Origin of the sequence: Paenibacillus cremeus (genome assembly GCF_007786445.1) — a bacterium.
In the GTDB taxonomy this organism is placed as follows: Bacteria; Bacillota; Bacilli; order Paenibacillales; family NBRC-103111; genus Paenibacillus_G; species Paenibacillus_G cremeus.
Genome location: NZ_VNJI01000007.1, coordinates 127,063 through 150,119 on the forward strand (window position 1 = coordinate 127,063; position 23,057 = coordinate 150,119).

The following is a 23,057-nucleotide window of genomic DNA, read 5'->3' on the forward strand; positions in this document are numbered from 1 at the left end:
GTATGCAAACTCACTAATGTCAAAGCGGTTAGTCGATGCTGACCGAATCCTGGTGCATCTCTTCCGTATAGGTCTTCGGACGGCCGTATTCTTGCTCCGCCTGAGTCTCGCTCTTAATATCGATCTTCCAGCCTGTCAGCTTCGCTGCAAGCCTTGCATTCTGACCCTTGATCCCGATCGCTAGCGACAACTGATAATCCGGAACGATGACCCGAGCCATCTTCTCCGCTTCGAACACTTGAACCTCCAGCACCTTGGACGGGCTCAGCGCATTGGCTACATACTCTTCCACGCTGTCCATCCAGCGCACGATGTCAATTTTTTCACCCTTCAGCTCGTTAACGATCGTTTGCACGCGCAGGCCCTTCGGTCCTACACAGGAGCCGACCGGATCCACTTCTGCATTACGGGAATGCACCGCAATTTTTGAACGGAAGCCCGCTTCTCTCGCAACGGAACGAATTTCTACAACGCCTTGGAAAATCTCCGGCACTTCGAGCTCGAACAGGCGCTTTAGCAGCCCCGGATGCGTACGCGACAAAATGATTTGCGGACCCTTCGTCGTATTCTCGACCTTCGTAATGTAGGCTTTGACACGATCGCCCTGCTTAAACTTGTCGGTCGGCATCAATTCACTCAGAGGCATAGCCGCTTCGATTTTGCCCAGATCGATATACAGGTTCCGTTGATCTTGGCGCTGAACAATTCCGTTGACGATATCTTCTTCTTTGTCCACGTAGGCGCTGTAGATCAGTCCACGCTCGGCTTCACGAATGCGCTGAGTCACGACTTGTTTAGCCGTTTGGGCTGCAATGCGGCCGAAGTCGCGCGGCGTTACTTCGATCTCGACGATGTCGTTCAGGGTATAGTTTTGATTGATTTCGCGTGCCGCATAAAGTGTAATCTCGAGCCGCGGATCCAATACTTCTTCCACAACCGTTTTGCGGGCATACACTTTAATGAGCCCCGTGTGACGGTTAATGTCTACACGTACGTTTTGTGCCGTGTTGAAGTTTCGCTTGTAGCCCGAAATGAGTGCAGCTTCAATCGCATCGATCAACACGTCTTTGGCAATGCCTTTGTCTCGTTCAATTTCATTTAGTGCTTCGATAAAATCCATATTCATTTGAATGAAGTTCCCCCTCTCATAAAATACGAGCGTTCACTAAAACTTGATAGCCAATCTGGCGCTGGCAACTTTATCCGCAGGAATGGTGAATTTCTTCTTGCCGATTTCGACGACGACCGTCTGCTCATCATAGGATACCAGCGTGCCTTCAAACTCTTTGAGCTTGTCAATCGGCTCGTATGTAGTAACGAACACATGCTCTCCGACGGCTTTATAAAAATCCTGCGTTTTCTTCAATGGACGTTCAGCCCCTGGCGAGGATACTTCAAGAAAATAAGCGTCCTCAATCGGGTCCTTCTCATCGAGCTGCACGCTCAGATATTCGCTGATTCGACCGCAGTCATCAATATCGATGCCGCCTTCTTTATCGACGTAGACTCTCAGAAACCAATTGCCGCCCTCTTTTACATACTCAATGTCAACCAGCTCAAATCCGTTCTCGTCCAAAAAAGGACGAACTAGCTCTTCCACAATGGATTTGATTTGTGTACTCAAACAGCTTTCCTCCTATTCATCCATAGCGGCAAACTCGCCCCAATGACGCTTTACTCGCTAAAAGCCTTATACAAAATGTAAAGAGTGGGTTTCCCCACTCTCTGCTCACGAGTTATTACATTGTTACACTGTTACCGTAGAAGATTATACCATAAGTGCAGATTTGTTGCAACTTGCCATGGATTCGGATTGGAAGGCTCGAAGCCGCTAGTCCATATTAGAATAAGGATAGCTGATTCGATTCAGGCAGCCCGCGGAAGCAGCCCATACCATTAAGCAGCTCGACGATCGTTTTGGACGCTTTACTGCGAGTTTGGAAGTCCTCAATGGAAAGATAAGGTCCATCCTCCCTCGAAGCCGCGATGTTCTTCGCCGCATTCTCCCCGATACCGGCCATAGCAGAGAACGGTGGGATCAACGAGTCGCCTTCGATCAGGAACTTCGTGGCATCCGATTTATACAAATCGATGCTCTTGAACGAAAATCCGCGAGCTGTCATCTCAAGGGCCATTTCGAGAATCGACACCATGTTCTTCTCTTTCGGCGTCGCTTGGAATGCTTTTTCCTCAATCTCAATCAGCCTTCGAAGAATGGCATCATAGCCTTGGCACAACAAGTCCAGCTCGAAATCCGTTGCCCGTACCGAATAGTAAGTAGCGTAGTAGGCAATCGGATGATACAGCTTGAAGTATGCCGTACGTACGGCCGAGATGACGTAGGCGGAAGCATGCGCTTTTGGAAACATGTACTGGATCTTCTCGCAAGAATCAATGTACCACTGCGGCACATTGCATTTCTTCATCTCATCCTTCCACTCTTCCGTCAGCCCTTTACCTTTACGTACACTCTCTGTAATTTTAAACGCTAGCGCCGCATCCATACCAGCTTTATAGATCAGGAACAACATGATGTCGTCGCGGCAGCCGATAACGGTCTTGATCGTACAAATGCCTTTCTTGATCAGCTCCTGCGCGTTGTCGAGCCATACGCCTGTCCCGTGAGACAGACCGGAAATTTGCAGCAAGTCGGCAAAGCTGGACGGTCTTGCTTCTTCCAGCATCTGACGGACGAATTTCGTTCCCATCTCCGGCACACCATAGGTAGCCACCGGCGTACGGATCTGCTGAGGCAAAACACCCAGCGCTTCCACAGAGTTAAACATGCTCATAACCTTCGGATCGTTCATCGGAATGCTCGTAGGATCGACACCCGTCAAGTCTTGCAGCATTCGCATCATGGTCGGATCATCGTGCCCCAGAATATCGAGCTTGAGCAGGTTCGCATCAAAGGCGTGATAGTCAAAATGCGTCGTCATCCATTCGGAGGAGGTATCATCCGCCGGGAACTGTACCGGTGTAATATCATTCACATCGATGTAATTAGGAACGACAACGATCCCTCCGGGATGCTGACCTGTGCTTCTCTTAACGCCGGTGCAGCCAAGTGCCAGACGGCTTAACTCCGCGCCGCGCCACTTCTGGCCTTGATCTTCTTCATATTTCTTCACGAAACCGAACGCGGTCTTCTCCGCAACCGTACCAATCGTTCCAGCACGGAATACTTGCCTTTCACCGAACAATACCTTGGTATAGTTATGTGCATGCGGCTGGTATTCCCCGGAAAAGTTTAGATCGATATCGGGAACCTTATCGCCCTTAAAGCCCAGGAACGTTTCAAACGGAATGTCCTGCCCTTCACCTTTCAGCTTCTCACCGCAGTTCGGACAGTTTTTATCCGGCAAGTCGAATCCCGAAGGGATCGATCCATCCAATATCCACTCGCTGAATTGGCACGATTTGCAAATATAATGCGGCGGAAGCGGGTTAACCTCGGAAATCCCGAGGAACGTCGCCACGACGGAGGAGCCTACGGACCCCCGCGAGCCTACCAGATAGCCGTCCGCGTTTGATTTTTTAACCAGCCGCTCCGAAATCAAATAGTTGGCCGAGAACCCGTACTTGATGATCGGCACCAGCTCTTTTTCCAGCCGTGCGACGATCACTTCCGGCAGCTCTTCACCGTAAATTTGCTTCGCAGTGTTGTAACAAGTTGACCGGATTTCTTCGTCCGCACCCTCAATAATCGGCGTAAAGAGTCCGTTATCCGTTGGCCCGCCTTTCGTAGGAAACAGCTCCAGCTCTTCGAATCGGTCCGCGAGCTCGGACGTATTCTTCACGACAACTTCGTAGGCGGTCTCCTCACCTAAATACTTAAATTCAGCGAGCATCTCCTTGGTCGTGCGGAAATGAACTTCCGGCTTCCGGATGTCCTTCAGCGGACTAAACCCGGTAATCCCATGAATCGTAATATCACGGTTAATTTTCTCCCGTGGATGCAGATAATGCACATTCCCTGTCGCAATGACCGGCTTGCCGAGCTTCCGGCCGATCTCAATGATCTTCCGGTTTGTATCCTCCAGCTGCGAGGCGCTGCCGACGAGCCCTTTCTCCACCAGATGCATGTTGACGCCGGTTGGCTGAATCTCCAGCACATCATAGAATTCGGCGACTACCTCCGCCTCTTCCACGGATTTGTTCAGTACCGTTTCGTAAAATTCACCCTTCTCACAGCCGGACACGATAAGCAAGCCCTCGCGCATCTCCTTCAGCTTGCTCTTAGGAATGCAGGCTACGCGGTGGAAGTACTCGGTGTGGGATAGCGAAACGAGCGTATACAGATTTTTTTTGCCCGTCATGTTCAAGGCATAGATACAGCAGTGGAATGGACGCTGAGTAGTCAAGTTTTTTCCGACCTGATCGTTCAGTCGATCCAACGACGCATACCCACGATCCCCCGCTTCTTTCAGCAGGTGAAACAACACATGTCCCAATGCAATAGAGTCATCAATCGCCCTGTGATGGTTGTCCAGACTGACTTTAAACTTATCAGACAGGGTATTCAATCGGTGATTTTTCATCGTTGGGAACAACAGCCGCGCCAGCTCAAGCGTATCGAGCACTGGGTTCGTCACCTCAGGGATCCCGAGCTGCTTGCAATTGGCTTGAATAAACCCGATATCAAAACGCGCATTATGCGCCACAAGCACGCTGTCTCCAACAAACTCGATAAATTTGGGCAGAATGTCTTCCAGCTCCGGAGCATCCTTCACCATATCATCATTGATATTGGTCAGCTGCTGGATATGATATGGAATTCGCTCATGCGGGTTGATGAAGCTGGCAAATCGATCAATCTCCTTACCTTCTTTCATCTTAACACCGGCAATCTCGATGATTTTATTGCTAGTTACGGAAAGACCCGTGGTCTCGATATCGAAAATAATATATTCGCTATCAGCCAGTGGAATTTCGGTAGGATTCATGACTACCTTAACGGAATCGTCAACAATGTTCGCTTCCAGTCCGTACAGCACCTTAATATGGTGTTTGTGTGCCGCATGATTCGCTTCAGGGTAGCTTTGTATCCCACCGTGATCCGTGATCGCAATGGCTTTATGACCCCATTTGGCCGCCGTCTTAATATATTGATCGACAGACGTAATGCCGTCCATCGTACTCATCGTCGTATGAAGGTGAAACTCAACCCGCTTCTCTTCCGCATCATCCTTGCGTTCCGGCGGCGCCATCACTTCATTCACATCAGATGGTATCATTATCAGCTCGGGAATTTGCATAAAGCGATCGTACTCCACTTTCCCGCGAAGCTTAAGCCATGAACCATTCTGGATTAAACTGTATATCTTCACATCTTCTTTTGTCTTGGCAAACGCCTTAACCGCAAGCGAATCGGAAAAATCGGTAATATTAAACGTAAACAACGTACTTCCGTTCCGCAGTTCTTTCACGTCCAAACCAAACACGGTACCTTGAACGGTAATTTTTTTCTCTTCGTCCTTAACGTTCTGCAGAGGGACAGCTGGCTCCTTGATGTCATAGCCCACCATGAGCTTCACTTCGGCCTCATCCTTCGCAGCCGCTTCATTCTCAGCCTCTACGGCAGTTATAAGGACGCTTGTTACTTCTTTTTCTTCCTGTTCAATCTTGCGGGCAAACTTCTCAAACACTTCATCCCGCTTGGCATCGACGGTATATTTTACATGGTATTCCACGCCGAAATAATCTTTAAAATAATTTTGGATCCACTGACCGATATTTTTCTTCTTCGCCAGCTCCATTCCAATCGTGTCGAGCAAATGAAGCGTCAGCACGTTCCCCTGGACATCGATCTTCGCTTTGGTCATCCAACCGTTGATCGATGCGGCTTCCCGCTGCACCCACTCGAGGAACATGCCCCAGTACTCATGCGCAACCTCGTTTGCATTGACATCCGGTGTATACTGAAGAACAAATCGAATGAGGGCGATGTGGGAGAACTTGTCCCGAATCATTCTGCAAAACGAACGGTAAATATCACTAGGTACAATTTGGCTTTTGACAATAAAAAACGTCCATTCCTTGTTCTTACGGCTTGTTTCCACTTTATCGATATATCCGTCCGAGAAAAAAGACTGCGCCACATCCCCCGGCACACCCGCTTGATGCATCAGCATCTCAAAACGGTCCCGCTTCAGCGCCGTACTGCTATTGCTCATCCGAATCCTCCCCGCTGCCAATCAAATTCCCCGTCCCAACAAACACGAAAGGGCAAAAGGAAAATGTTGCCTCCCGTTTTGCCCTTGTTATCCTTACTTAGTAAGCTCTGCCAAACAGCACCGTATGTTTCGCGTCATCGCCACATACAAGGCACTTCGATTTCTTCACGTCCGTGTTAAACGGAATGTTCCGGCTTGTTGCGCCCGTTTCGTTCTTCACCTGCGCCTCGCAAGCATCGGAGCCACACCAGCCCGATAGCGCAAAGCCGCGCTTCTGCTCGAGGAACGACTTCATATCGTCCAGCGTGTCCGCTTCCGTCATGCACTCATCACGGAACCTCTTTGCTCGATCATACATTTCCTGCTGCGTTTCCGTCAACAGTTTTTGCACTTCTTCTACAAATTGGTCTTGGCGGACGATGCGCTTCTCACCGGTAATCCGGGATACGAGAACTACCTGTCCATTTTCCATATCACGAGGTCCCAATTCAACCCTTACCGGGATACCACGCATTTCGTATTCGTTAAATTTCCAGCCAGGGCTTTGATCCGGACGATCGTCCACCTTGACTCGAACACCTGCTTTTTTCAGTTCAGCGTACAGCTCGTCCACTCGACCCACAACCTGCTCCCGTGTCTTCGGCGGGCCGATTGGAATCATAACGACCTGAGTAGGAGCTACCTTCGGTGGCAGCGCCAATCCGCGGTCATCCCCATGAATCATGATTAAGGCACCGATCAAACGAGTACTTACGCCCCAAGATGTAGTATGACAGAACTGGTGCTGATTTTCGCGGTCCAAATATTTGATATCGAACGCAACAGCGAAGTTAGTGCCCAGATAGTGAGAAGTACCGGCTTGTACAGCCTTGCCATCCTTCATCATCGCTTCAATCGAGAACGTATCCACGGCGCCAGCAAATTTCTCGGACGGTGTTTTTTGCCCCATGATGACTGGAATCGCTAAGAAATTTTCTGCAAAATCCCGGTAAATCTCGAGCATCTGCATCGTCTCTTTCCGAGCATCCGCCTCGTCCTCATGCGCCGTGTGACCTTCCTGCCAAAGAAACTCACTCGTCCGTAAAAATGGCAGTGTCCGCTTCTCCCAGCGTACCACGTTAGCCCATTGGTTGATGAGCAGCGGCAAATCGCGGTAAGAGTTGATCCACTCCGAATACATATGGCCGATCATCGTTTCGGATGTCGGACGGATGGCCAGACGCTCTTCGAGCTTCTCTCCACCTGCTTCCGTTACCCATGGCAGTTCAGGGTTGAAGCCTTCGACGTGCTCTTTTTCTTTTTGGAAAAAGCTCTCCGGGATAAACAGCGGGAAATAGGCGTTACGGTGCCCCGTATCCTTAAAGCGCTGATCCAGCTCCCGCTGGATGTTCTCCCAGATTTCGTACCCGTCCGGCTTGAACACGATGCAGCCGCGAACCGGCGAATAGCTCATCAGATCAGCCTTCTTAATGACATCGATGTACCAACGGGAAAAATCTTCACTTTGCGGCGTAATTTCTTTAACAAATTGCTTCTCGTTCGACATGGTTATCCCCCTACAGACGGCGACTTGTTACGTTCGCTGCAACGACTACAGCAAGCCCAAAACAGTCCGTTGTCAGCCTTTTATCAATCTTAAAATATCATTATACGTTACCGCTATCATCAAAAGCATCAGCATCGCAAAACCGACGAAATGCACCATACTCTCCCGGTTCGGATCAATCGGCTTGCCGCGCAGCGCTTCAAGCAGCAAGAACACTAGACGGCTGCCATCCAAAGCTGGAATCGGCAGCAGGTTAAATAAGCCCAAATACAAGCTCATAATGGCGGTCCAGGAAATGTACTGCGTCCAGCCCGCGCTCGCTTGCTCACTAGTGAATTCCACGATTCGGACAGGTCCGCCCAAATCCTCCATCTTAAACTGCATCGTGACGAGCTTGCCGAAGCCATCCAAGATCAGCATTGACGCGGATGTCAGACTGGTCCATCCCCCGGTAAATGCTTCGCCAATGCTAGCTTGACGGGTCTGCGCCATTAGCGTCACACCCACTCGAATCGTTCCTTCTTGTTCAATTGGGGTTACTTCCTTGCGAAGCTGTTCCTTATTCCGTTCCACAATCCAGATCATAGGCTTATTCACGGATTGCTTGATTAACGTCGTCAGCTTCCCACGGTCAGCGCCAATCTGCTCACCGTCCACATTTAAAATGATATCCCCGGCCTGCAGTCCAGCCTTTTGAGCTGCTGAACCGGCTAGCGTGTCTTGGATTTTCACCTTATCCGGAACGCCTGCGACGAAAATAACCGTCACGAATAGCACAAATGCCAGAATAAAGTTCATCAGCGGCCCGGCGAAAATAGACAGCGCTCGCTGCCCGATCGTTTTACTCCCAAATTGACGGTCGAGCGGCGCAATCTGAGTTTCTTTTTCTTTTGAAACCATCATCGCTTGAGGGTGTACGTCAAAACGCTCGATTACTCCGTCTACGTCCATGCGGACGAACAGGTCCTGTTCCAAGTCAATTTGCTCTACAACACCTTCAATGGCACCGACGCGGCCGTCGAATTCATTCAAATAAATATGTGTAACTTCATTCTTGTTCAAGGTAACGGCAATACGCTGTCCCGGATTAATTTGCACGATCTCCGGGTCTTCACCGGCCATGCGTACGAATCCGCCGATCGGCAAAAGTCTCAGTGTGTATCGGGTTTCGCCGCGCACGAAAGACAGCAGCTTTGGTCCGAAGCCAATGGCAAATTCCCTGACCAAAATGCCAGCCCGTTTGGCAAAATAAAAATGTCCCCACTCATGAATCGTTACGAGCACAAAAAACAAAAGTACGATCTGAAATACGTTCTGCAGCATAGCCAATGCTTTACGGCCTCCTTAAGCACAAATGTTCATAGTCAGTAGACTGGTGAGAGACGGCGGCTCCCAAAGCATGGATGTATCCTCATAAGCGAGTGTTATCGAAGCAAAAGCTTTTCTTAAGATTAACATTATTTCCGCCGAGAATACAAGCTGACCCGTGGTATGAACATATTATCCGATTGCCGAAAAGATGACTAAGCGAATGCTTTATGCGTGAACTGCAGCCTGTCTAGCCCAGTGATCAATCTCGAGTATTTGCTGCAAGTCCGGAAATGGGACAGCTGAGTGTTTGGCAAGCACATTCGAGATTACGTCTTCAATCTGGAGGAATTTGATGTCTCCGCGTAAGAATCGCTCCACGGCCACTTCATTCGCCGCATTAAAGACGGTAGGCATGGAGCCTCCGGTACGGCCACTCTCGTAAGCCATACGCAAGCATGGGAAACGATCGTAATCCATTTCACGGAAATTCAATTTCCCGATCTCCGACAGCCTCAACCGCTGTGTCGGAGATTTCATTCGAGTTGGATATGTCAGAGCATATTGTATCGGGACACGCATGTCCGGCAAACCTAGCTGAGCAATAATGCTGTAATCCGCAAATTCCACAAACGAATGAATAATGCTCTCCGGATGGATGAGGACCTCGATTTGATGATAGGAAAGATTAAACAACCAATGTGCTTCGATGACTTCAAGCCCTTTGTTAACCATTGTGGCGGAATCGATCGTGATTTTGGCTCCCATGGACCAGTTTGGGTGCTTAAGCGCATCCTCCACGGTAACATCCTTTAACTCTTCCCGAGTGCGATCGCGAAAAGAACCACCGGATGCCGTTAACGTAATTGTATGTATATTTTCAAGCGATTCCCCATTTAAGCATTGAAAAATCGCCGAATGTTCGCTATCGATCGGCAGCAGTTTTACACCGCGGCGAGCCGCCAGCTCCGTGACCAAATGCCCCGCACTGACCAACGTTTCTTTGTTGGCAAGTCCAATTTGCTTCCCCTCTTCAATGGCGGCCAACGTAGGCCTCAGGCCCTGGCTGCCTACAAGCGCAGTGACAACGTAATCTGCATCTGTTCCTGCTGCTATTTCGAGGAGTCCTTCTTCGCCATGAAACACTTTAATCTCAGAAGGGATTTGAGCCGTCAATTGATCTGCCAGCGCTTTCGTGGCTACAGACACCTTTTTGGGACGGAAACGAAGCACCTGCTCCGTTAGCAAATCAATATTATACCCCCCGGACAACCCTTCTACGGAATAATGCTCGGGGTAATGCGAGATAACATCTAGTGTCTGTGTACCAACCGATCCAGTGGAGCCCAGGATGCTGATTCTTTTCATACGAGACGTTCACCTCTTTTTAGGTATGCGGGAGGAGTGACAGCATGTGCAAAAACGGGAAAACAATCAACCAGCTGTCCGTCCGGTCAAGCACACCGCCATGCCCAGGCAGTAAGGTGCCTGTGTCCTTAATTCCCTTCACGCGTTTATATGCGGATTGGATCAAATCTCCCATTTGTCCTACAACCGCAATCAGTAGGCCGATCGAAATGGCCCGGCTGTAGCTGAGCAGTTCAGGCCTGACATAAGCAAAAATAAGCGCTACCACGATGGACAGCACTGTGCCGCCAATGGCGCCCTCCACTGACTTTTTCGGACTGATGGTAGGCCAGAGCGGCGTTTTCCCGATCATGGAACCTGTGAAATATGCCCCCGAATCGGTAGCCCAGATGCAGAAAAAGACCAACAGTGTCCAGTAAATCCCATTCTCGGCGATCCAACGTGTTTCGAGCATATAATGAAAACCGATGCCCACATACACGATACCCAAAAACGCCATGGCAATATGATCGACCGTCACTTTGTTCTTGGAAATGACCGTGACCGCCATCAATAGAAACATCAATCCCCACACAAGAAAGCCAGGTGAGATCGCCAGTCCCTTCCACTGTATGGTCAGTAGGACTACGCCTACAAATCCAATGACCTGAATGGCTTTGCTTTCCTTCAAGTGGTTCATCCGTAAAAATTCATCGAAGCCGATCACGGACAACAATAAAATAAGCCCTGCAAACCAATAGCTTCCTAAGTATAGCAGGACAAAAAACGCTAAGCCGGCTACGACCCCTGTAACGATCCGCTGCTTCAACTTGATTCCTCCAACCTATAAACCGCCGTATCTTCTTGCGCGCCGCTGATATTCCTTCACTGCTTCGTAAAAGTGAGCTTCCGTAAATTCGGGCCAGCACAGCTCGGTGAAGTACAGCTCTGAATACGCCAGCTGCCAAAGCATAAAATTGCTGATCCGCAGCTCGCCACTGGTTCGAATGAGCAGGTCTGGATCAGGCAATGGATCGGTTAACAAATACTTCGAAAACATCGCATCGTCGATATCCTCTGGATTGATCTTCTGATCCTTGGCGTCTCTCACTAATTGCTGAATTCCTGAGAGCATTTCCTTCCGGCTGCCATAATTGAGCGCAAAATTCAGTATGAGTCCAGTGTTATGCTTCGTCTGATCAATGGCATCCTGAATGGCTTTTAAGGTGTAGTCCGGTAAGCTTTCCTTCCAGCCGGTCATACGAATCTGAACGTTGTTGGCGATCAGCTCCTCAATTTCCTTGGGAAAAAATTCGAGCGGCAGCTTCATCAAGTACTCGACTTCTTCCTTTGGACGCTTCCAGTTTTCCGTCGAGAAAGCATACATGGTCAATACTTGTACACCGATATCATTGGCAGCCATCGTAATTTTCTTGACATTCTTCATGCCGGAATGATGTCCAGCCACCCGCGGTAAACCACGTTTTTGTGCCCAACGGCCATTCCCGTCCATAATGACAGCTACATGGTTCGGAACGTTGTCTGAAGACAGCTGTGCGGCGATTTCTGCGCCTTCCGTTTTGCTTCCAAACCATTTCTTGAAAGGTTTCATTCCTTATCCCCCATCAGGAAAGACTAAAAGCCCCCTCCTATATAAGTTGATCTACTATGCAAGCATTAGATCAACTTATCCATTAGGGGGATTCATCTATATTACACTTCCATGATTTCCTTTTCCTTCGCGGCTAACACTTTATCCACTTCAGCAATGTGCTTGTCAGTGAACTTCTGAATATCTTCTTGATGACGACGGGATTCGTCTTCAGAGATGCCGGTCTTTTCCAGCTTTTTGACCTCATCGTTGGCATCCCGGCGAATGTTGCGGATCGCTACTTTCGCTTCTTCACCGAACTTACGGGTCATTTTCACGAGCTCCGAACGGCGCTCCTCTGTCAATGCCGGGATCACGATGCGGATCGAGCTTCCGTCATTCGAAGGCGTAAGCCCTAGATCGGATTTCATAATCGCTTTCTCAATCGCTGCTACAGAGCTTTTATCCCAAGGCTGAATCATCAGCGTACGGGAATCCGGCGTGTTAATGTTGGCCAGCTGATTGACCGGCGTCAACGAGCCGTAATACTCAACTTGAATACGGTCTAGCAGAGCAGGTGTTGCGCGTCCCGCGCGAAGAGTGCCGAGCTCCCGCTTCAGGGATCCGATGGCTTTCTCCATCCGATCTTCGGCGTTTTTCTTTATCGATTGAGGCATTGTTTACACGCTCCCTTTTACAATCGTACCAATCTTCTCCCCAAGGACGACGCGCTTAATATTGCCGCTCTCCGTAATGGAAAAGACGATCAAAGGAATATTGTTGTCCATGCACAACGAAGATGCTGTAGAATCCATGACGCCCAGGTTTTTGTTCAAAACCTCCAGGTAAGTCAAAGTTTCAAATTTTTGTGCAGTTGGATCTTTGAATGGATCGGCTGTATAGACGCCATCCACTTTGTTCTTAGCCATCAGAATGACTTCCGCTTCAATCTCTGCCGCGCGGAGTGCTGCTGTCGTATCGGTCGAGAAGTACGGGTTCCCCGTTCCTGCGGCGAAAATGACAACTCTGCCCTTTTCCAAATGGCGAATAGCTCTTCTACGTATGTATGGTTCTGCTACCTGCTGCATGTTGATCGAAGTTTGAACGCGGGTCGGTACACCGATGGTTTCGAGCGCATCTTGAAGGGCCAGCGAGTTCATGACCGTAGCCAGCATGCCCATGTAGTCTGCGGTTGCGCGATCGATCCCTTTCGCACTTCCTGCAATGCCGCGCCAAATGTTACCTCCGCCGACAACAATCGCTACTTCTACCTGCAAATCTACTACCTCTTTAACCTGCTGGGCGACAGTAGAAATCATTTCTGCGTCGATGCCGTATCCTTGCTGTCCTGCCAAGGCTTCACCGCTTAATTTCAATACTACTCGTTTAAAAGTCGGACGATCCAAGCTTGTTTACCTCCGTTTCGCTAATCCGTAATTCCTTCCGTGTTTAAAAAAGAAGGAACACTAAGGTGTTCCCACTGTTGGATTCTATAAATGGAATTACAGTTTAACTTGAGACATAACTTCTTCTGCGAAGTTTTCTTGTTTCTTCTCCAGACCTTCTCCGAGCTCGTAGCGAACGAAGCGGCGGATCGAGAGGTTTTCACCGATGGTAGCGATTTTCTCTTTCAAGAGCTGTTCAACGGTTTTGTCCGGGTCTTTAACGAATGGCTGCTCCAGCAAGCAATACTCTTCATAGTATTTGCTCAGGCGGCCTTCAACGATCTTCTCAACGATTTTCTCAGGCTTGCCTTCGTTAAGCGCTTGGTTCGTCAAGATTTCGCGCTCTTTATCCAGCGCCTCTTGAGGTACTTCATCACGACGAAGGAATTTAGGGTTCGCAGCTGCGATGTGCAGAGCTACATCACGTACAAACTCTTTAAATTGAACGTTCTTAGCAACGAAGTCAGTTTCGCTGTTTACTTCAACCAAAACGCCGATTTTACCACCAGCGTGAATGTAAGACTCGATCATACCTTCGGTAGCGATACGGCCTTCCTTTTTCGCTGCTGCTGCGAGACCTTTTTCACGCAAAATCTCAGATGCTTTGGTCAAGTCGCCGTTTGCTTCTTCCAACGCTTTTTTGCAATCGAGCATACCTGCTCCGGTTTTTTCACGCAATTCTTTTACTGCTGCCGCACTAATCGCTGCCATGATATTGCCTCCTTGATTTTTGGTATGTACCCTAAAAAAAGGGCGGTGAAAGGTTTTTGCACCTTTAAACCACCCTTCTTTGTATTCAATAGCTTAGGCTGTAGTTTGCTCACCTTGTTGCGATTCAATAACGGCATCCGCAATTTTCGCTGTCAAAAGCTTAACGGCACGAATTGCATCGTCGTTACCTGGGATTACATAGTCGATTTCATCCGGATCGCAGTTCGTATCAACGATACCTACGATTGGGATACCCAGCTTGCGAGCTTCTGCTACTGCAATGCGCTCTTTGCGAGGGTCGATTACGAACAATGCGCTAGGCAAGCCCTTCATATGGGAGATACCGCCCAAGAACTTCTCGAGGCGATCTTTTTCTTTGCGAAGGATGATAACTTCTTTCTTAGGAAGCACTTCAAACGTGCCATCCTGTTCCCATTTTTCCAGTTCGTGCAGGCGATTAATACGCTTTTGAATCGTTTGGAAGTTCGTCAGCGTACCACCCAACCAACGTTGGTTGATGTAGTACATTCCGCAACGCTCAGCTTCTTCCTTAACGGAATCTTGAGCTTGCTTCTTAGTACCCACGAACAAAATTGTTCCGTTTTCTTCTGCTACGGATTTAACAAAGTTGTAAGCTTCCTCAACTTTTTTTACCGTCTTTTGCAGGTCAATAATGTAAATCCCGTTTCTTTCAGTGAAGATGTATCGATCCATCTTAGGATTCCAACGACGAGTCTGATGACCGAAGTGTACCCCAGCTTCAAGAAGCTGTTTCATGGAGATAACTGCCATCCTCACACACCTCCTCTAATTTTGGTTTTTTGTGTCCCTCCGCAAATCGCATTTTCACGACAAAACTCCTTGTCCTAAGACTTCAGGAGCACCGTTGCCGGAATTGATTGCGTGTGGTTTTTAACACCGTCAATTACTATACCATAACTGCCTATCGCTTTGCAACACCTGTCGAATCAGGAAGAAAAACAAAATCAGGCCCTGCTGAAATGGACCTGATGGTTATTGTGTCGTAATATTCGTGACAACCTGCTGCAGCTCTTGCGGGCCTTTAAAATGATGCACGCCGGTAACGATCTTATCGTTCAGCTGCTTCTTGTTCATCTCATCCACAAACGCTTTGCGATCGGTTATAACACTGCTCTGCTCTAGTAGATCCGCGACATTCGTAGCCGTTAACCCTCTGGAAACGTAAATATAAGTCTCAGGAGGCTGCGTGGGTGCCTGTGCAGGGGCTTGTGCCGCATTCTTGTCTTTCTCTTCCTTTACCTTTTGCTGAACCAGAGCGTCCACTTGCTGCTGGCTGTATACTTTATCCGCCTTGTCGTACACTTGAAAGTATTTTCCTGCAATCTCCTTGACCTGCTTCTGGTCCAGATCTTCGATCGTTGGGCTTGGAACCGCCGACTTAGGTGCCGCTTTTCCCGTGGGAGGTACAACGGAGTTCATCAATTGAAGAAGAACGGCGCCTATGATCAGGCCGGAGCCAAGCCCATACAGCAGCGATTTTTTATTCATCATGTGCCCGTTCCTCCTGTCTTGCCAATTGTACAATCAAATTGATCTCACCTTTGTTCATTCCTAGTTTCTTGGCTATGTGATCCGTTGATTTGCCTTGCTCATGCAGCTGAAACAACTCTTTATACCGCTCTCTCATATTCATTGCAAAAGAAGGCGGCTGAGGACTCGACGAAGCTTGAGCTTCCTCTTGCAGCCTTGAAGCTTGATTGGCGTTTTCAGCTAAATTCTCCCTACTATCGGTTACCGTACCTGAGATTGACAGTGGTGATGCCATCGTTCTTCGGGTTTGCCACTGCTCTTGGACCACACCAAGACGATTCATTTCATGACGAAGCTGATTATTTTGAGACTCCAAGCCTTCAATACGAGTAAGTAATTTGGTGGCGTTCAGCTCATATTCTTTTTTCGTCTCACCAAACATCTGGATCAGCGCTTTGTTCTGCTCGTCCAATTCTGCTGCAAAATGATCCATCGTCTGTTCAATTTCGCCCAGCATATTCGATTCCTGGCCTTTGCCTGATCCGCTTTTCGGCATGATCTTGGCATATACAATTAAAACCAGCCCGAACAGCACGACGTAAATCCATGGTTGATCCAACACTCTCACCTATTCTGCGCTTTATTATACAAGACGGCAATCTCGCTCCAAGATATAGTACCACCAATACCCGGGGACGAAATTGCCTCAAATGTTAACACTTTAATTACAACGATAAATCGATATTCCGCCCTTTGAAAGGGTGATCGTTATGACCCGCTTCCCCCTGTGACTGGTCTTGCCGGTTCTGAGATCCACGTTTGCCGGTACGTCCATGCTGCTTCTTGGGAGCATGATCATTCACAGATGCCTGATGGATTTCATCCAGCTTAGCGGTCACATGACGCTCGTTCACGATGTTTTTCTCGGCAGCTTCCGATAAACTCGTCTGATCTTCCACGGGCTTGTGCATCATCTGATGCTGCTTGACTCCGGCCTCATCGTTCTTTTGCAGAACGAACTGCAGTTCGATCGATCTCAAACTCATTCCTATCGCTCCTTTTAAACGATCGGAAGTAAGGTAATGTCCCCATCCATCAATTGAAACTTGACGCGCGGAGCCGTATCCTTAATAAATTTGGTGTACCGGCCGATGACGATCTTCGTTCCGCTGTACACGTTCGAAATCGCCTCAACTTTGGCATTTTCGGAATCCTCGAGCGATTTTTCAATTTCCAGTACTCGCTCTTTAGTGGATGTCAAATCTTCAATCGATTGCTTCTTGGTATGATTTAATTTGACGCGCATGGATAGTTTATCAGGACTAAGCTGACCGATAGCGGCAAGCTGATCGAGGAGCGATAGCGCTTTCTCGGTCTTATCCAAATTCTCGTTCAACGATTTCAATTGGATTCGGAGCTGCTGCAGCTCATTGCGAAGCTCAGGCAATACCCCAACTTCAATCGCTGTAACCGTAGACATGGAGTTGCCGATCGTTCTGCAAGAAACTAACTCGCCAGCTTGGATCATCCCACCAACGATAAGTCCCTTGGTGCCTTTACAAACCACGCGCTTCCCTGCTCGGATGTGAGAGTGCATGATGCTTTGGCTTACGATAACTTCTTCCCCTGCTTCAACCGTGGCGTCTTGAATAAAGGAGCTCTTCACCCGTTTACCGGCCCGAATCACGCCTTTGTTATGCCCTAAGATCCCTGCGTTAATTTCGATCGAGCCGTCTGCCTCTAAATCAGCTCCATCCACACTGCCAGTTATGCGAATATCGCCGGAGGCTCTAACTCTGAACCCTGTTAAGACACTGCCGCGAATAACAACAGAGCCTACAAAATCAATATTCCCGATATTATAATCAACATCCCCGTTCACTTCAAAAATCGGAAAGACGTTGATTTTGTCTCGATCCGTCTTGGAAACCATGCCGTCAATGGCCGCATACATCGCGGTTTGCTCCGGATCGGTCACGACGTTTTTGCCTAGCTTGAAGCGTGCTTCTTTACCGTCTTTGGCAAACAGGATTTCGCCGGTCACGGCACGTCCATCCATGCCTGAGGTAGCAGGGATTCGCTGGGCAATCAGCTGGCCTTTACGCACGTTATTAATCGATGTGACTTCCTTAAAATCTACGGAACCGTCATCAAGCTCCACGGGCTTCTTCGATTTATTATCCAGGTCAAAGAGCAGGCTGATATAACCGTCCTTGCCTTCCAGCGGCGCTTGGCCATTTGCAATCACTGCTTTCGAATTGTAAAAAGGCTTCGGATCTCTGCAAATCGCTTCCAGCTTTTCCTCATCGATGCCAAATACGATATGATACGATTTTAGAAGCTCGTTCAGCTGCTCTCGTGTTACACGGAACGAATGATCGCAATTCATGAACTGTAGAAATGCCTTTTGTTTATCATCTGATAGCGAGACGTCCAAATAATAGCTTATGGGCATCGTCAGTTCGCTCACAAAATTCCCCGCCTTTCAACATTTACTCGTACATCAACTGTGCCTTGGAACGGCTAAGTGCACCTCTTAAGCGTAGAATGGCTTTGGAATGCAGTTGGGATATTCTAGATGGCGACAAATTCATGACTTCAGCGATTTCACTTAATGACAATTCATCGAAATAGAAGAGCGAAACCACGGTTCTTTCCTTCTCCGTCAAGCGTTCAATGGCTTTGGCCAGCGTTTCCTTCAAATAAAACTCATTAACCTTGGATTCCGGATTTTCCGCTTTCTCATCGATTAATAAGGAGAGTCTCGTCTCGGAGTCTTCTTCCCGAATCGGATCGTCAATCGAGCAAACCGTTGTCACGGCAATGTCCTGAACCATCTGGTGAAACTCGGATTCACTGACTTGAAGATATTCACTGATTTCAGCATCCGTTACCGATCGCAGATATTGCTGCTCCAGTTTCTGGTAAGCCTCTTCGATTTTTTTCGCTTTCTCGCGTACGGATCGCGGTACCCAGTCTCCTTGACGCAGCCCATCGATCATGGCACCTCGAATTCTCCATGATGCATACGTCTCGAATTGCAATCCGCGCTGGTAATCGAATTTTTCGATGGCATCAATGAGACCCATAATCCCGCAGCTTGCCAGGTCTTCTTTAGACACATTTTTGGGCAACCCAATGGATAGACGGCCAGATACATAGTCTACTAGCGGTAAATAAGTCTCGATTAACGCCTGCTTCGCTGTAAGGATCTTGTCTTCACGCCACTGTTTCCAGACATCGATATTCGCTAAGTGAGATTTTTGTCCAATCATGCTGGTCGTCACCACCCTTATTCTTCAGACATGCGGCGTAGAGCTTGGGCCAGCTCCTCCGGATCTGAATGTTTCTTGGTTGAAAGCTTTGGCGGATTCAGTGGGGAAAATTCAAACGGCTGCGGCGATGAATTCGGGTCTAGCGATGCTCGCAGCATTTGGTGCAACTCATCGTCTTGATCTGGTGTCGACGCATCAACTGCCGTTCCTTTTCCAATCTCATCCTCCGTATCCATGGAAGAGCCCTGCATCTGATTTAATCCAGCAAACGTACCCAACAGCCATCGGCAAAAAAATACAAGGATAAATAAAGCGATAAAACTATATAAGCTACGCAAAAGCGTGGTCTGCCAAATGTTATTACTAATGGACAAAAGAAAGGTTAGAAGAAACGCAAACGCACCAACTATCAAATTCCATCGAATAGTTCCAATCATGGTTACAATTCCTTCACTCCGTGTTGTACGCTGCGTAATAGTAGAATACCGGTCTCGCAATTAAATTCTATCGTTCGTCCATAATTTCCACCTGTATCTTCTGCAACAATGGAGATGGAATAGCGCTTCAGCTGATCTTTGCACGAATCCACATTCCGTGGACCGATCCGCATCGTATCGGATTGTCCGCCGAAGGCGAACATTTGTGAACCGCCCGCAAGCTTAGCTTCCATGCGCCGGGGCTGTGCCCCAAGGGCTTCCATCATTCGAATCATCTCGGGGATCGCGGTGTCTGCATATTTGGCAATGTTTAATTTGCCTTCTCGGGCGATGTCGGAGCTGGGCAGCATGACATGTGCCATTCCGGCCACTTTCACCTTGGAATCATACAGCGTGACTCCGACGCAGGAACCTAAGCCCGTTGTTTTCAGCACCCCGGTCAAGTGTGCCACATTCAGGTCCGCCATCCCCACTTTGATGAGATTGTCTTGGATCATGCAGTATGCACTCCCAAAGCCACGAAGATTTTTTCGAAGGATTCCGGGTCTGGGATGAGAAAAAAGTGTCCTTCCACCTCATCTTTCCCATCCAGAAATTTCGTATCAATAAGCAGCGCCTGATCTCCCATTTGACCGAATTGGAGAAGTCCATAGCTAAGGATCGCCCCTGCCATATCAATAGCAAGCGAGGGAACCGTCGGCAGCATGTTCAGGTTCGTGAAGTCCGCTAAGGAAGTCAGATAAGAGCCTGCTAATATGTTTCCGATTTCGCTGAGCGCGGAAATTTCCATTTCCGAGTAATCCTCATCAGTGACGACTTCCATTCCAACCAGATTGCGAAGCAGCTTTTTGGAGGATTCCAGAGTCACGATGAAAAACAAATTTCCAGGCGTTTCTCCCTCTACTCGAAGAAAAATCGCAATAACCACTTGCTCAGGTCCGCCGACACTGTCGGCAATTTCCTCGAAAGGAACCATTCGCACATTAGGCACCAGCATGTCGACCGGTTTATCCAAAAGCTTCGATAGCGCTGTGGCCGCATGACCCGCGCCAATATTGCCGACTTCCTTCAGAACGTCCATTTGAAACTCGGCGAATGAGTTAAAGGTTCCCACGATTATCCCTCGATTTGTTCCAGTTGGACGATTTCACTCTTGTTCAAAACTTCGTGCAAGTTCAGCAGGACTAGCAAGCGGCTATCGCCGACTTTCGCAATACCTTGCAGGTATTTGGCTTTAATACCGCCAACAATTTCCGGCGGGTCTTCGATATGATCCGAATCGACATCAATCACGTCATTCGCCGAATCTACGATGAGTCCGACTTCGATATCGTTGATCGCGACGATAATAATCCGTGAATTCTCGGTGTAGTCGCTCTCCGGCAATCCAAAACGTCCACGCAGATCGATCACCGGTGTAACCACACCGCGCAAATTAATAACCCCTCTGACAAAGCTTGGCGTCTTAGGGACGCGCGTCATCGGCTGCATGCGCTCAATCGTTTTTACTTTATCTACCTCGACCCCATATTCTTCGTGTGCAAGAGCAAAAACGATTACCTTCAGTTCTTGTCCCATTGTTCCAGCCTCCTTAGCGCTCTATTTAATCAAAGCATTCGTGTCGATAATTAAAGCCACTTGACCGTCACCAAGAATCGTAGCACCGGATACGGCGAACAGGTTTGTCAAATATTTACCAAGTGATTTCAGTACGATCTCCTGCTGTCCAATGAATTCATCAACAGTAATAGCCGCTAGCTTCTCGCCTTTGCGGATCACAACAATTTGCGTTTCGGTACCAGATTCCTCGCCACAGCCTGGTACATCAAACAATTGACCAAGTGGAATTAATGGAATGACGCTATTCCGGTAATCAATCATTCGATTCCCGTGGACAGAGCGAACCTGCTCTCGTTTGACCGCCATCGTCTCAACAATTGATGAAAGTGGAATCGCATATTTCTCTTGTCCCAAGCGAACGAGCATCGCAGAAATGATCGATAGCGTAAGTGGAAGCTGTACGGAGAACTTGGAGCCTTTCCCCCATTTGGAATGAACATGCACTTGACCGCCAAGGCTCTCAATCTTCGTCTTGACCACATCAAGACCGACGCCTCGACCGGAAATATCCGAGATTTTGTCAGCTGTACTAAAGCCGGAAGCAAAAATCAATTGGTCGATCTCTTCTTCGGTAATACGCGCAGCTTGTTCTTTCGTAAGAACACCATTCTGTAACGCTTTATTCAATACTTTCTCACGGTTGATCCCACGGCCATCTTCCTCAATCTCGATGAACACATGGTTACCGCTGTGGAAAGCACGCAGGTAAATGGTGCCGGTCTCAGACTTGCCGATACTAATTCGCTCCGCTGTCGATTCGACGCCATGGTCAACCGCATTTCGCAGCAAGTGCACCAGTGGATCCCCAATCTCGTCCACTACTGTACGATCGAGCTCCGTATCAGCCCCAGTGATGATCAAATCCACTTTTTTGTCGAGCGTCTTCGCTACATCCCGAATCATACGCGGAAATCGGTTGAACACGGTATCGACCGGAACCATGCGAAGCTTCAATACGATGTTTTGCAAGTCGCTGCTTACCCTCGCCATATGTTCGACGGTTTCACTAAGCTCGGATTTACGAATTTCACTTGCCAGCTGCTCCAATCGTACGCGGTCAATGAGGAGCTCGCTGAACAAATTCATTAGCGTATCCAGACGCTCAATATCTACACGAATCGTACGCCCGCCAACAGGTGCTCCGCCACCGGAAGCAGCAGGCTTTTTCGCTTCAGCTTTTGCAGGCTCTTCCTTTGCTGGTTGATCAGTTACCTCTTGCTTCTGAACTTGCGGCACAGTTGCGTCGCCTTTCATTAGTTGGGAGAGCTTCTCTTGATCTAGTACCGTAAGCTTCACCGATTCGATCTCGGACACGCTGAGAATTTCTTTTTCCAATAATTCCGGAGCAATGTGGGAAACATAGTAAACGGTGAACGAACGGTCGAACTTTTCTTGCTCGATGTCTTCAACGGCGGGAGAAGATTTGATTACTTCCCCGTTTTGCTCAAGCACATTGAATACCATGTACGCGCGGGCTGCTTTTAGCACGCAATCTTCCTTCACGTTGACAACAATCCGGATGGCTGTCATTCCAGCCTCAATCGTTTGCTGCAGGATGGAAAATTGAAACTCATCCAGCTCCGCAGCTCCGTTCGAACCAGCCGTGAAAGCGGCGGAAGTCGATTGGCTTGTGGTACCGCCCTTTAAATAGTCTCCAGAGACGATGGACTTCAAAGCCGTTACGATGTGATTCACATCCGCTTGTCCCGTCCCCCCTTGAATGATGTCTTCCACCATGCTTTCAAGGGAATCTAAGCTTTTAAAAATACAATCGAAGATAAAAGAGTCCATTTGAAGCTTATGATTGCGAACTAGATCAAGAACGTTCTCCATCTCATGGGTAAGCGATGCGATATCTTCGAATCCCATCGTTGCTGACATCCCTTTTAACGTGTGAGCGGAGCGAAAAATGTTTTGGACGATACTGATATCATCCGGACTGTTTTCAAGGCTGAGCAAATGCTCGTTCATCGCCTGCAGGTGATCTCTGGACTCATCTATGAACATCGAGAGATATTGATTCATTTCCATAAACACACCTCCAACATTGGTACTTGCTATGTAAAGTCGCCTATTGCACATTAGGCAC

The 23,057-nt window shown here is 48.4% G+C and carries 22 protein-coding genes; all 22 read right to left on the reverse strand.

What is annotated here, in order from left to right; translation table 11 throughout:
* Window positions 1-28: 28 nt before the first annotated feature.
* Window positions 29-1,126 carry a transcription termination factor NusA gene (gene nusA, locus FPZ49_RS07705; RefSeq protein WP_144845208.1) on the reverse strand — a complete coding sequence of 366 codons (1,098 nt, stop codon included), beginning with the start codon at window positions 1,124-1,126 and terminating at the stop codon, window positions 29-31.
* A 39-nt stretch (window positions 1,127-1,165) separates the two neighbouring features.
* Window positions 1,166-1,624, reverse strand: coding sequence for a ribosome maturation factor RimP (rimP, locus tag FPZ49_RS07710; RefSeq protein WP_144845210.1), 459 nt, complete (start codon window positions 1,622-1,624; stop codon window positions 1,166-1,168).
* Window positions 1,625-1,841: 217 nt separating this feature from the next.
* Entirely contained in the window at window positions 1,842-6,176 is a 4,335-nt protein-coding gene (locus tag FPZ49_RS07715; RefSeq protein ID WP_144845212.1) for a PolC-type DNA polymerase III, read from the reverse strand.
* Between the two features lie 97 nt (window positions 6,177-6,273).
* Entirely contained in the window at window positions 6,274-7,722 is a 1,449-nt protein-coding gene (gene proS / locus FPZ49_RS07720) for a proline--tRNA ligase (RefSeq protein WP_144845214.1), read from the reverse strand.
* A 72-nt stretch (window positions 7,723-7,794) separates the two neighbouring features.
* On the reverse strand, window positions 7,795-9,051 hold the full coding sequence (gene rseP, locus FPZ49_RS07725) for an RIP metalloprotease RseP (protein WP_144845216.1): 1,257 nt from the start codon (window positions 9,049-9,051) through the stop codon (window positions 7,795-7,797).
* Window positions 9,052-9,258: 207 nt separating this feature from the next.
* On the reverse strand, window positions 9,259-10,398 hold the full coding sequence (locus FPZ49_RS07730) for a 1-deoxy-D-xylulose-5-phosphate reductoisomerase (RefSeq protein ID WP_144845218.1): 1,140 nt from the start codon (window positions 10,396-10,398) through the stop codon (window positions 9,259-9,261).
* A 19-nt stretch (window positions 10,399-10,417) separates the two neighbouring features.
* Window positions 10,418-11,206: a phosphatidate cytidylyltransferase gene (locus tag FPZ49_RS07735; protein ID WP_144845220.1), complete on the reverse strand. Its 789-nt coding sequence runs from the start codon at window positions 11,204-11,206 to the stop codon at window positions 10,418-10,420.
* Window positions 11,207-11,221: 15 nt separating this feature from the next.
* The gene (locus FPZ49_RS07740; protein ID WP_144845222.1) at window positions 11,222-11,989 is read right to left on the reverse strand and encodes an isoprenyl transferase; all 768 of its coding nucleotides are present in this window, start codon (window positions 11,987-11,989) and stop codon (window positions 11,222-11,224) included.
* Window positions 11,990-12,090: 101 nt separating this feature from the next.
* Entirely contained in the window at window positions 12,091-12,645 is a 555-nt protein-coding gene (frr, locus tag FPZ49_RS07745; RefSeq protein WP_144845225.1) for a ribosome recycling factor, read from the reverse strand.
* 3 nt (window positions 12,646-12,648) lie between these two features.
* A complete protein-coding gene (pyrH, locus tag FPZ49_RS07750) occupies window positions 12,649-13,374 on the reverse strand; it encodes a UMP kinase (protein ID WP_144845227.1) in 726 nt (241 codons plus the stop codon).
* Window positions 13,375-13,470: 96 nt separating this feature from the next.
* On the reverse strand, window positions 13,471-14,124 hold the full coding sequence (gene tsf / locus FPZ49_RS07755; RefSeq protein WP_144845229.1) for a translation elongation factor Ts: 654 nt from the start codon (window positions 14,122-14,124) through the stop codon (window positions 13,471-13,473).
* Window positions 14,125-14,217: 93 nt separating this feature from the next.
* Window positions 14,218-14,916 carry a 30S ribosomal protein S2 gene (gene rpsB / locus FPZ49_RS07760; RefSeq protein ID WP_144845231.1) on the reverse strand — a complete coding sequence of 233 codons (699 nt, stop codon included), beginning with the start codon at window positions 14,914-14,916 and terminating at the stop codon, window positions 14,218-14,220.
* A 222-nt stretch (window positions 14,917-15,138) separates the two neighbouring features.
* On the reverse strand, window positions 15,139-15,657 hold the full coding sequence (locus FPZ49_RS07765) for a hypothetical protein (protein ID WP_144845233.1): 519 nt from the start codon (window positions 15,655-15,657) through the stop codon (window positions 15,139-15,141).
* Entirely contained in the window at window positions 15,647-16,231 is a 585-nt protein-coding gene (locus tag FPZ49_RS07770; protein ID WP_261381309.1) for a DUF6115 domain-containing protein, read from the reverse strand. Before FPZ49_RS07770 ends, FPZ49_RS07765 begins: the two co-directional genes overlap by 11 nt.
* Window positions 16,232-16,361: 130 nt before the next feature.
* On the reverse strand, window positions 16,362-16,682 hold the full coding sequence (locus FPZ49_RS07775; RefSeq protein WP_144845235.1) for a hypothetical protein: 321 nt from the start codon (window positions 16,680-16,682) through the stop codon (window positions 16,362-16,364).
* Between the two features lie 14 nt (window positions 16,683-16,696).
* Entirely contained in the window at window positions 16,697-18,106 is a 1,410-nt protein-coding gene (locus FPZ49_RS07780; RefSeq protein WP_144845237.1) for a DUF342 domain-containing protein, read from the reverse strand.
* Window positions 18,107-18,128: 22 nt separating this feature from the next.
* Complete coding sequence (locus tag FPZ49_RS07785; protein WP_144845239.1) at window positions 18,129-18,911, reverse strand: FliA/WhiG family RNA polymerase sigma factor; 783 nt, start codon at window positions 18,909-18,911, stop codon at window positions 18,129-18,131.
* A gap of 17 nt (window positions 18,912-18,928) precedes the next feature.
* On the reverse strand, window positions 18,929-19,348 hold the full coding sequence (locus FPZ49_RS07790; RefSeq protein WP_144845241.1) for a hypothetical protein: 420 nt from the start codon (window positions 19,346-19,348) through the stop codon (window positions 18,929-18,931).
* 2 nt (window positions 19,349-19,350) lie between these two features.
* The gene (locus FPZ49_RS07795; protein WP_144845243.1) at window positions 19,351-19,845 is read right to left on the reverse strand and encodes a chemotaxis protein CheD; all 495 of its coding nucleotides are present in this window, start codon (window positions 19,843-19,845) and stop codon (window positions 19,351-19,353) included.
* Window positions 19,842-20,429, reverse strand: a complete 588-nt coding sequence (locus tag FPZ49_RS07800) for a chemotaxis protein CheC (protein ID WP_144845334.1) — start codon at window positions 20,427-20,429, stop codon at window positions 19,842-19,844. Before FPZ49_RS07800 ends, FPZ49_RS07795 begins: the two co-directional genes overlap by 4 nt.
* 35 nt (window positions 20,430-20,464) lie before the next feature.
* Window positions 20,465-20,926, reverse strand: a complete 462-nt coding sequence (locus FPZ49_RS07805; protein ID WP_144845245.1) for a chemotaxis protein CheW — start codon at window positions 20,924-20,926, stop codon at window positions 20,465-20,467.
* A 21-nt stretch (window positions 20,927-20,947) separates the two neighbouring features.
* Complete coding sequence (locus FPZ49_RS07810; RefSeq protein ID WP_144845247.1) at window positions 20,948-22,999, reverse strand: chemotaxis protein CheA; 2,052 nt, start codon at window positions 22,997-22,999, stop codon at window positions 20,948-20,950.
* Between the last annotated feature and the right edge of the window lie 58 nt (window positions 23,000-23,057).

What these genes read in the sequence shown, in the direction of transcription:
- FPZ49_RS07810 (WP_144845247.1), bottom strand. Translation starts at nt 22,999, where the DNA reads ATGGAAATGAATCAATATCTCTCGATGTTCATAGATGAGTCCAGAGAT.
- FPZ49_RS07740 (WP_144845222.1), bottom strand. Translation starts at nt 11,989, where the DNA reads ATGAAACCTTTCAAGAAATGGTTTGGAAGCAAAACGGAAGGCGCAGAA.
- FPZ49_RS07790 (WP_144845241.1), bottom strand. Translation starts at nt 19,348, where the DNA reads ATGATTGGAACTATTCGATGGAATTTGATAGTTGGTGCGTTTGCGTTT.
- FPZ49_RS07800 (WP_144845334.1), bottom strand. Translation starts at nt 20,429, where the DNA reads ATGGACGTTCTGAAGGAAGTCGGCAATATTGGCGCGGGTCATGCGGCC.
- nusA (WP_144845208.1), bottom strand. Translation starts at nt 1,126, where the DNA reads ATGAATATGGATTTTATCGAAGCACTAAATGAAATTGAACGAGACAAA.
- FPZ49_RS07765 (WP_144845233.1), bottom strand. Translation starts at nt 15,657, where the DNA reads ATGATGAATAAAAAATCGCTGCTGTATGGGCTTGGCTCCGGCCTGATC.
- FPZ49_RS07795 (WP_144845243.1), bottom strand. Translation starts at nt 19,845, where the DNA reads ATGATCCAAGACAATCTCATCAAAGTGGGGATGGCGGACCTGAATGTG.
- FPZ49_RS07805 (WP_144845245.1), bottom strand. Translation starts at nt 20,926, where the DNA reads ATGGGACAAGAACTGAAGGTAATCGTTTTTGCTCTTGCACACGAAGAA.
- FPZ49_RS07785 (WP_144845239.1), bottom strand. Translation starts at nt 18,911, where the DNA reads ATGATTGGACAAAAATCTCACTTAGCGAATATCGATGTCTGGAAACAG.
- FPZ49_RS07715 (WP_144845212.1), bottom strand. Translation starts at nt 6,176, where the DNA reads ATGAGCAATAGCAGTACGGCGCTGAAGCGGGACCGTTTTGAGATGCTG.
- proS (WP_144845214.1), bottom strand. Translation starts at nt 7,722, where the DNA reads ATGTCGAACGAGAAGCAATTTGTTAAAGAAATTACGCCGCAAAGTGAA.
- frr (WP_144845225.1), bottom strand. Translation starts at nt 12,645, where the DNA reads ATGCCTCAATCGATAAAGAAAAACGCCGAAGATCGGATGGAGAAAGCC.
- rpsB (WP_144845231.1), bottom strand. Translation starts at nt 14,916, where the DNA reads ATGGCAGTTATCTCCATGAAACAGCTTCTTGAAGCTGGGGTACACTTC.
- FPZ49_RS07730 (WP_144845218.1), bottom strand. Translation starts at nt 10,398, where the DNA reads ATGAAAAGAATCAGCATCCTGGGCTCCACTGGATCGGTTGGTACACAG.
- tsf (WP_144845229.1), bottom strand. Translation starts at nt 14,124, where the DNA reads ATGGCAGCGATTAGTGCGGCAGCAGTAAAAGAATTGCGTGAAAAAACC.
- FPZ49_RS07775 (WP_144845235.1), bottom strand. Translation starts at nt 16,682, where the DNA reads ATGAGTTTGAGATCGATCGAACTGCAGTTCGTTCTGCAAAAGAACGAT.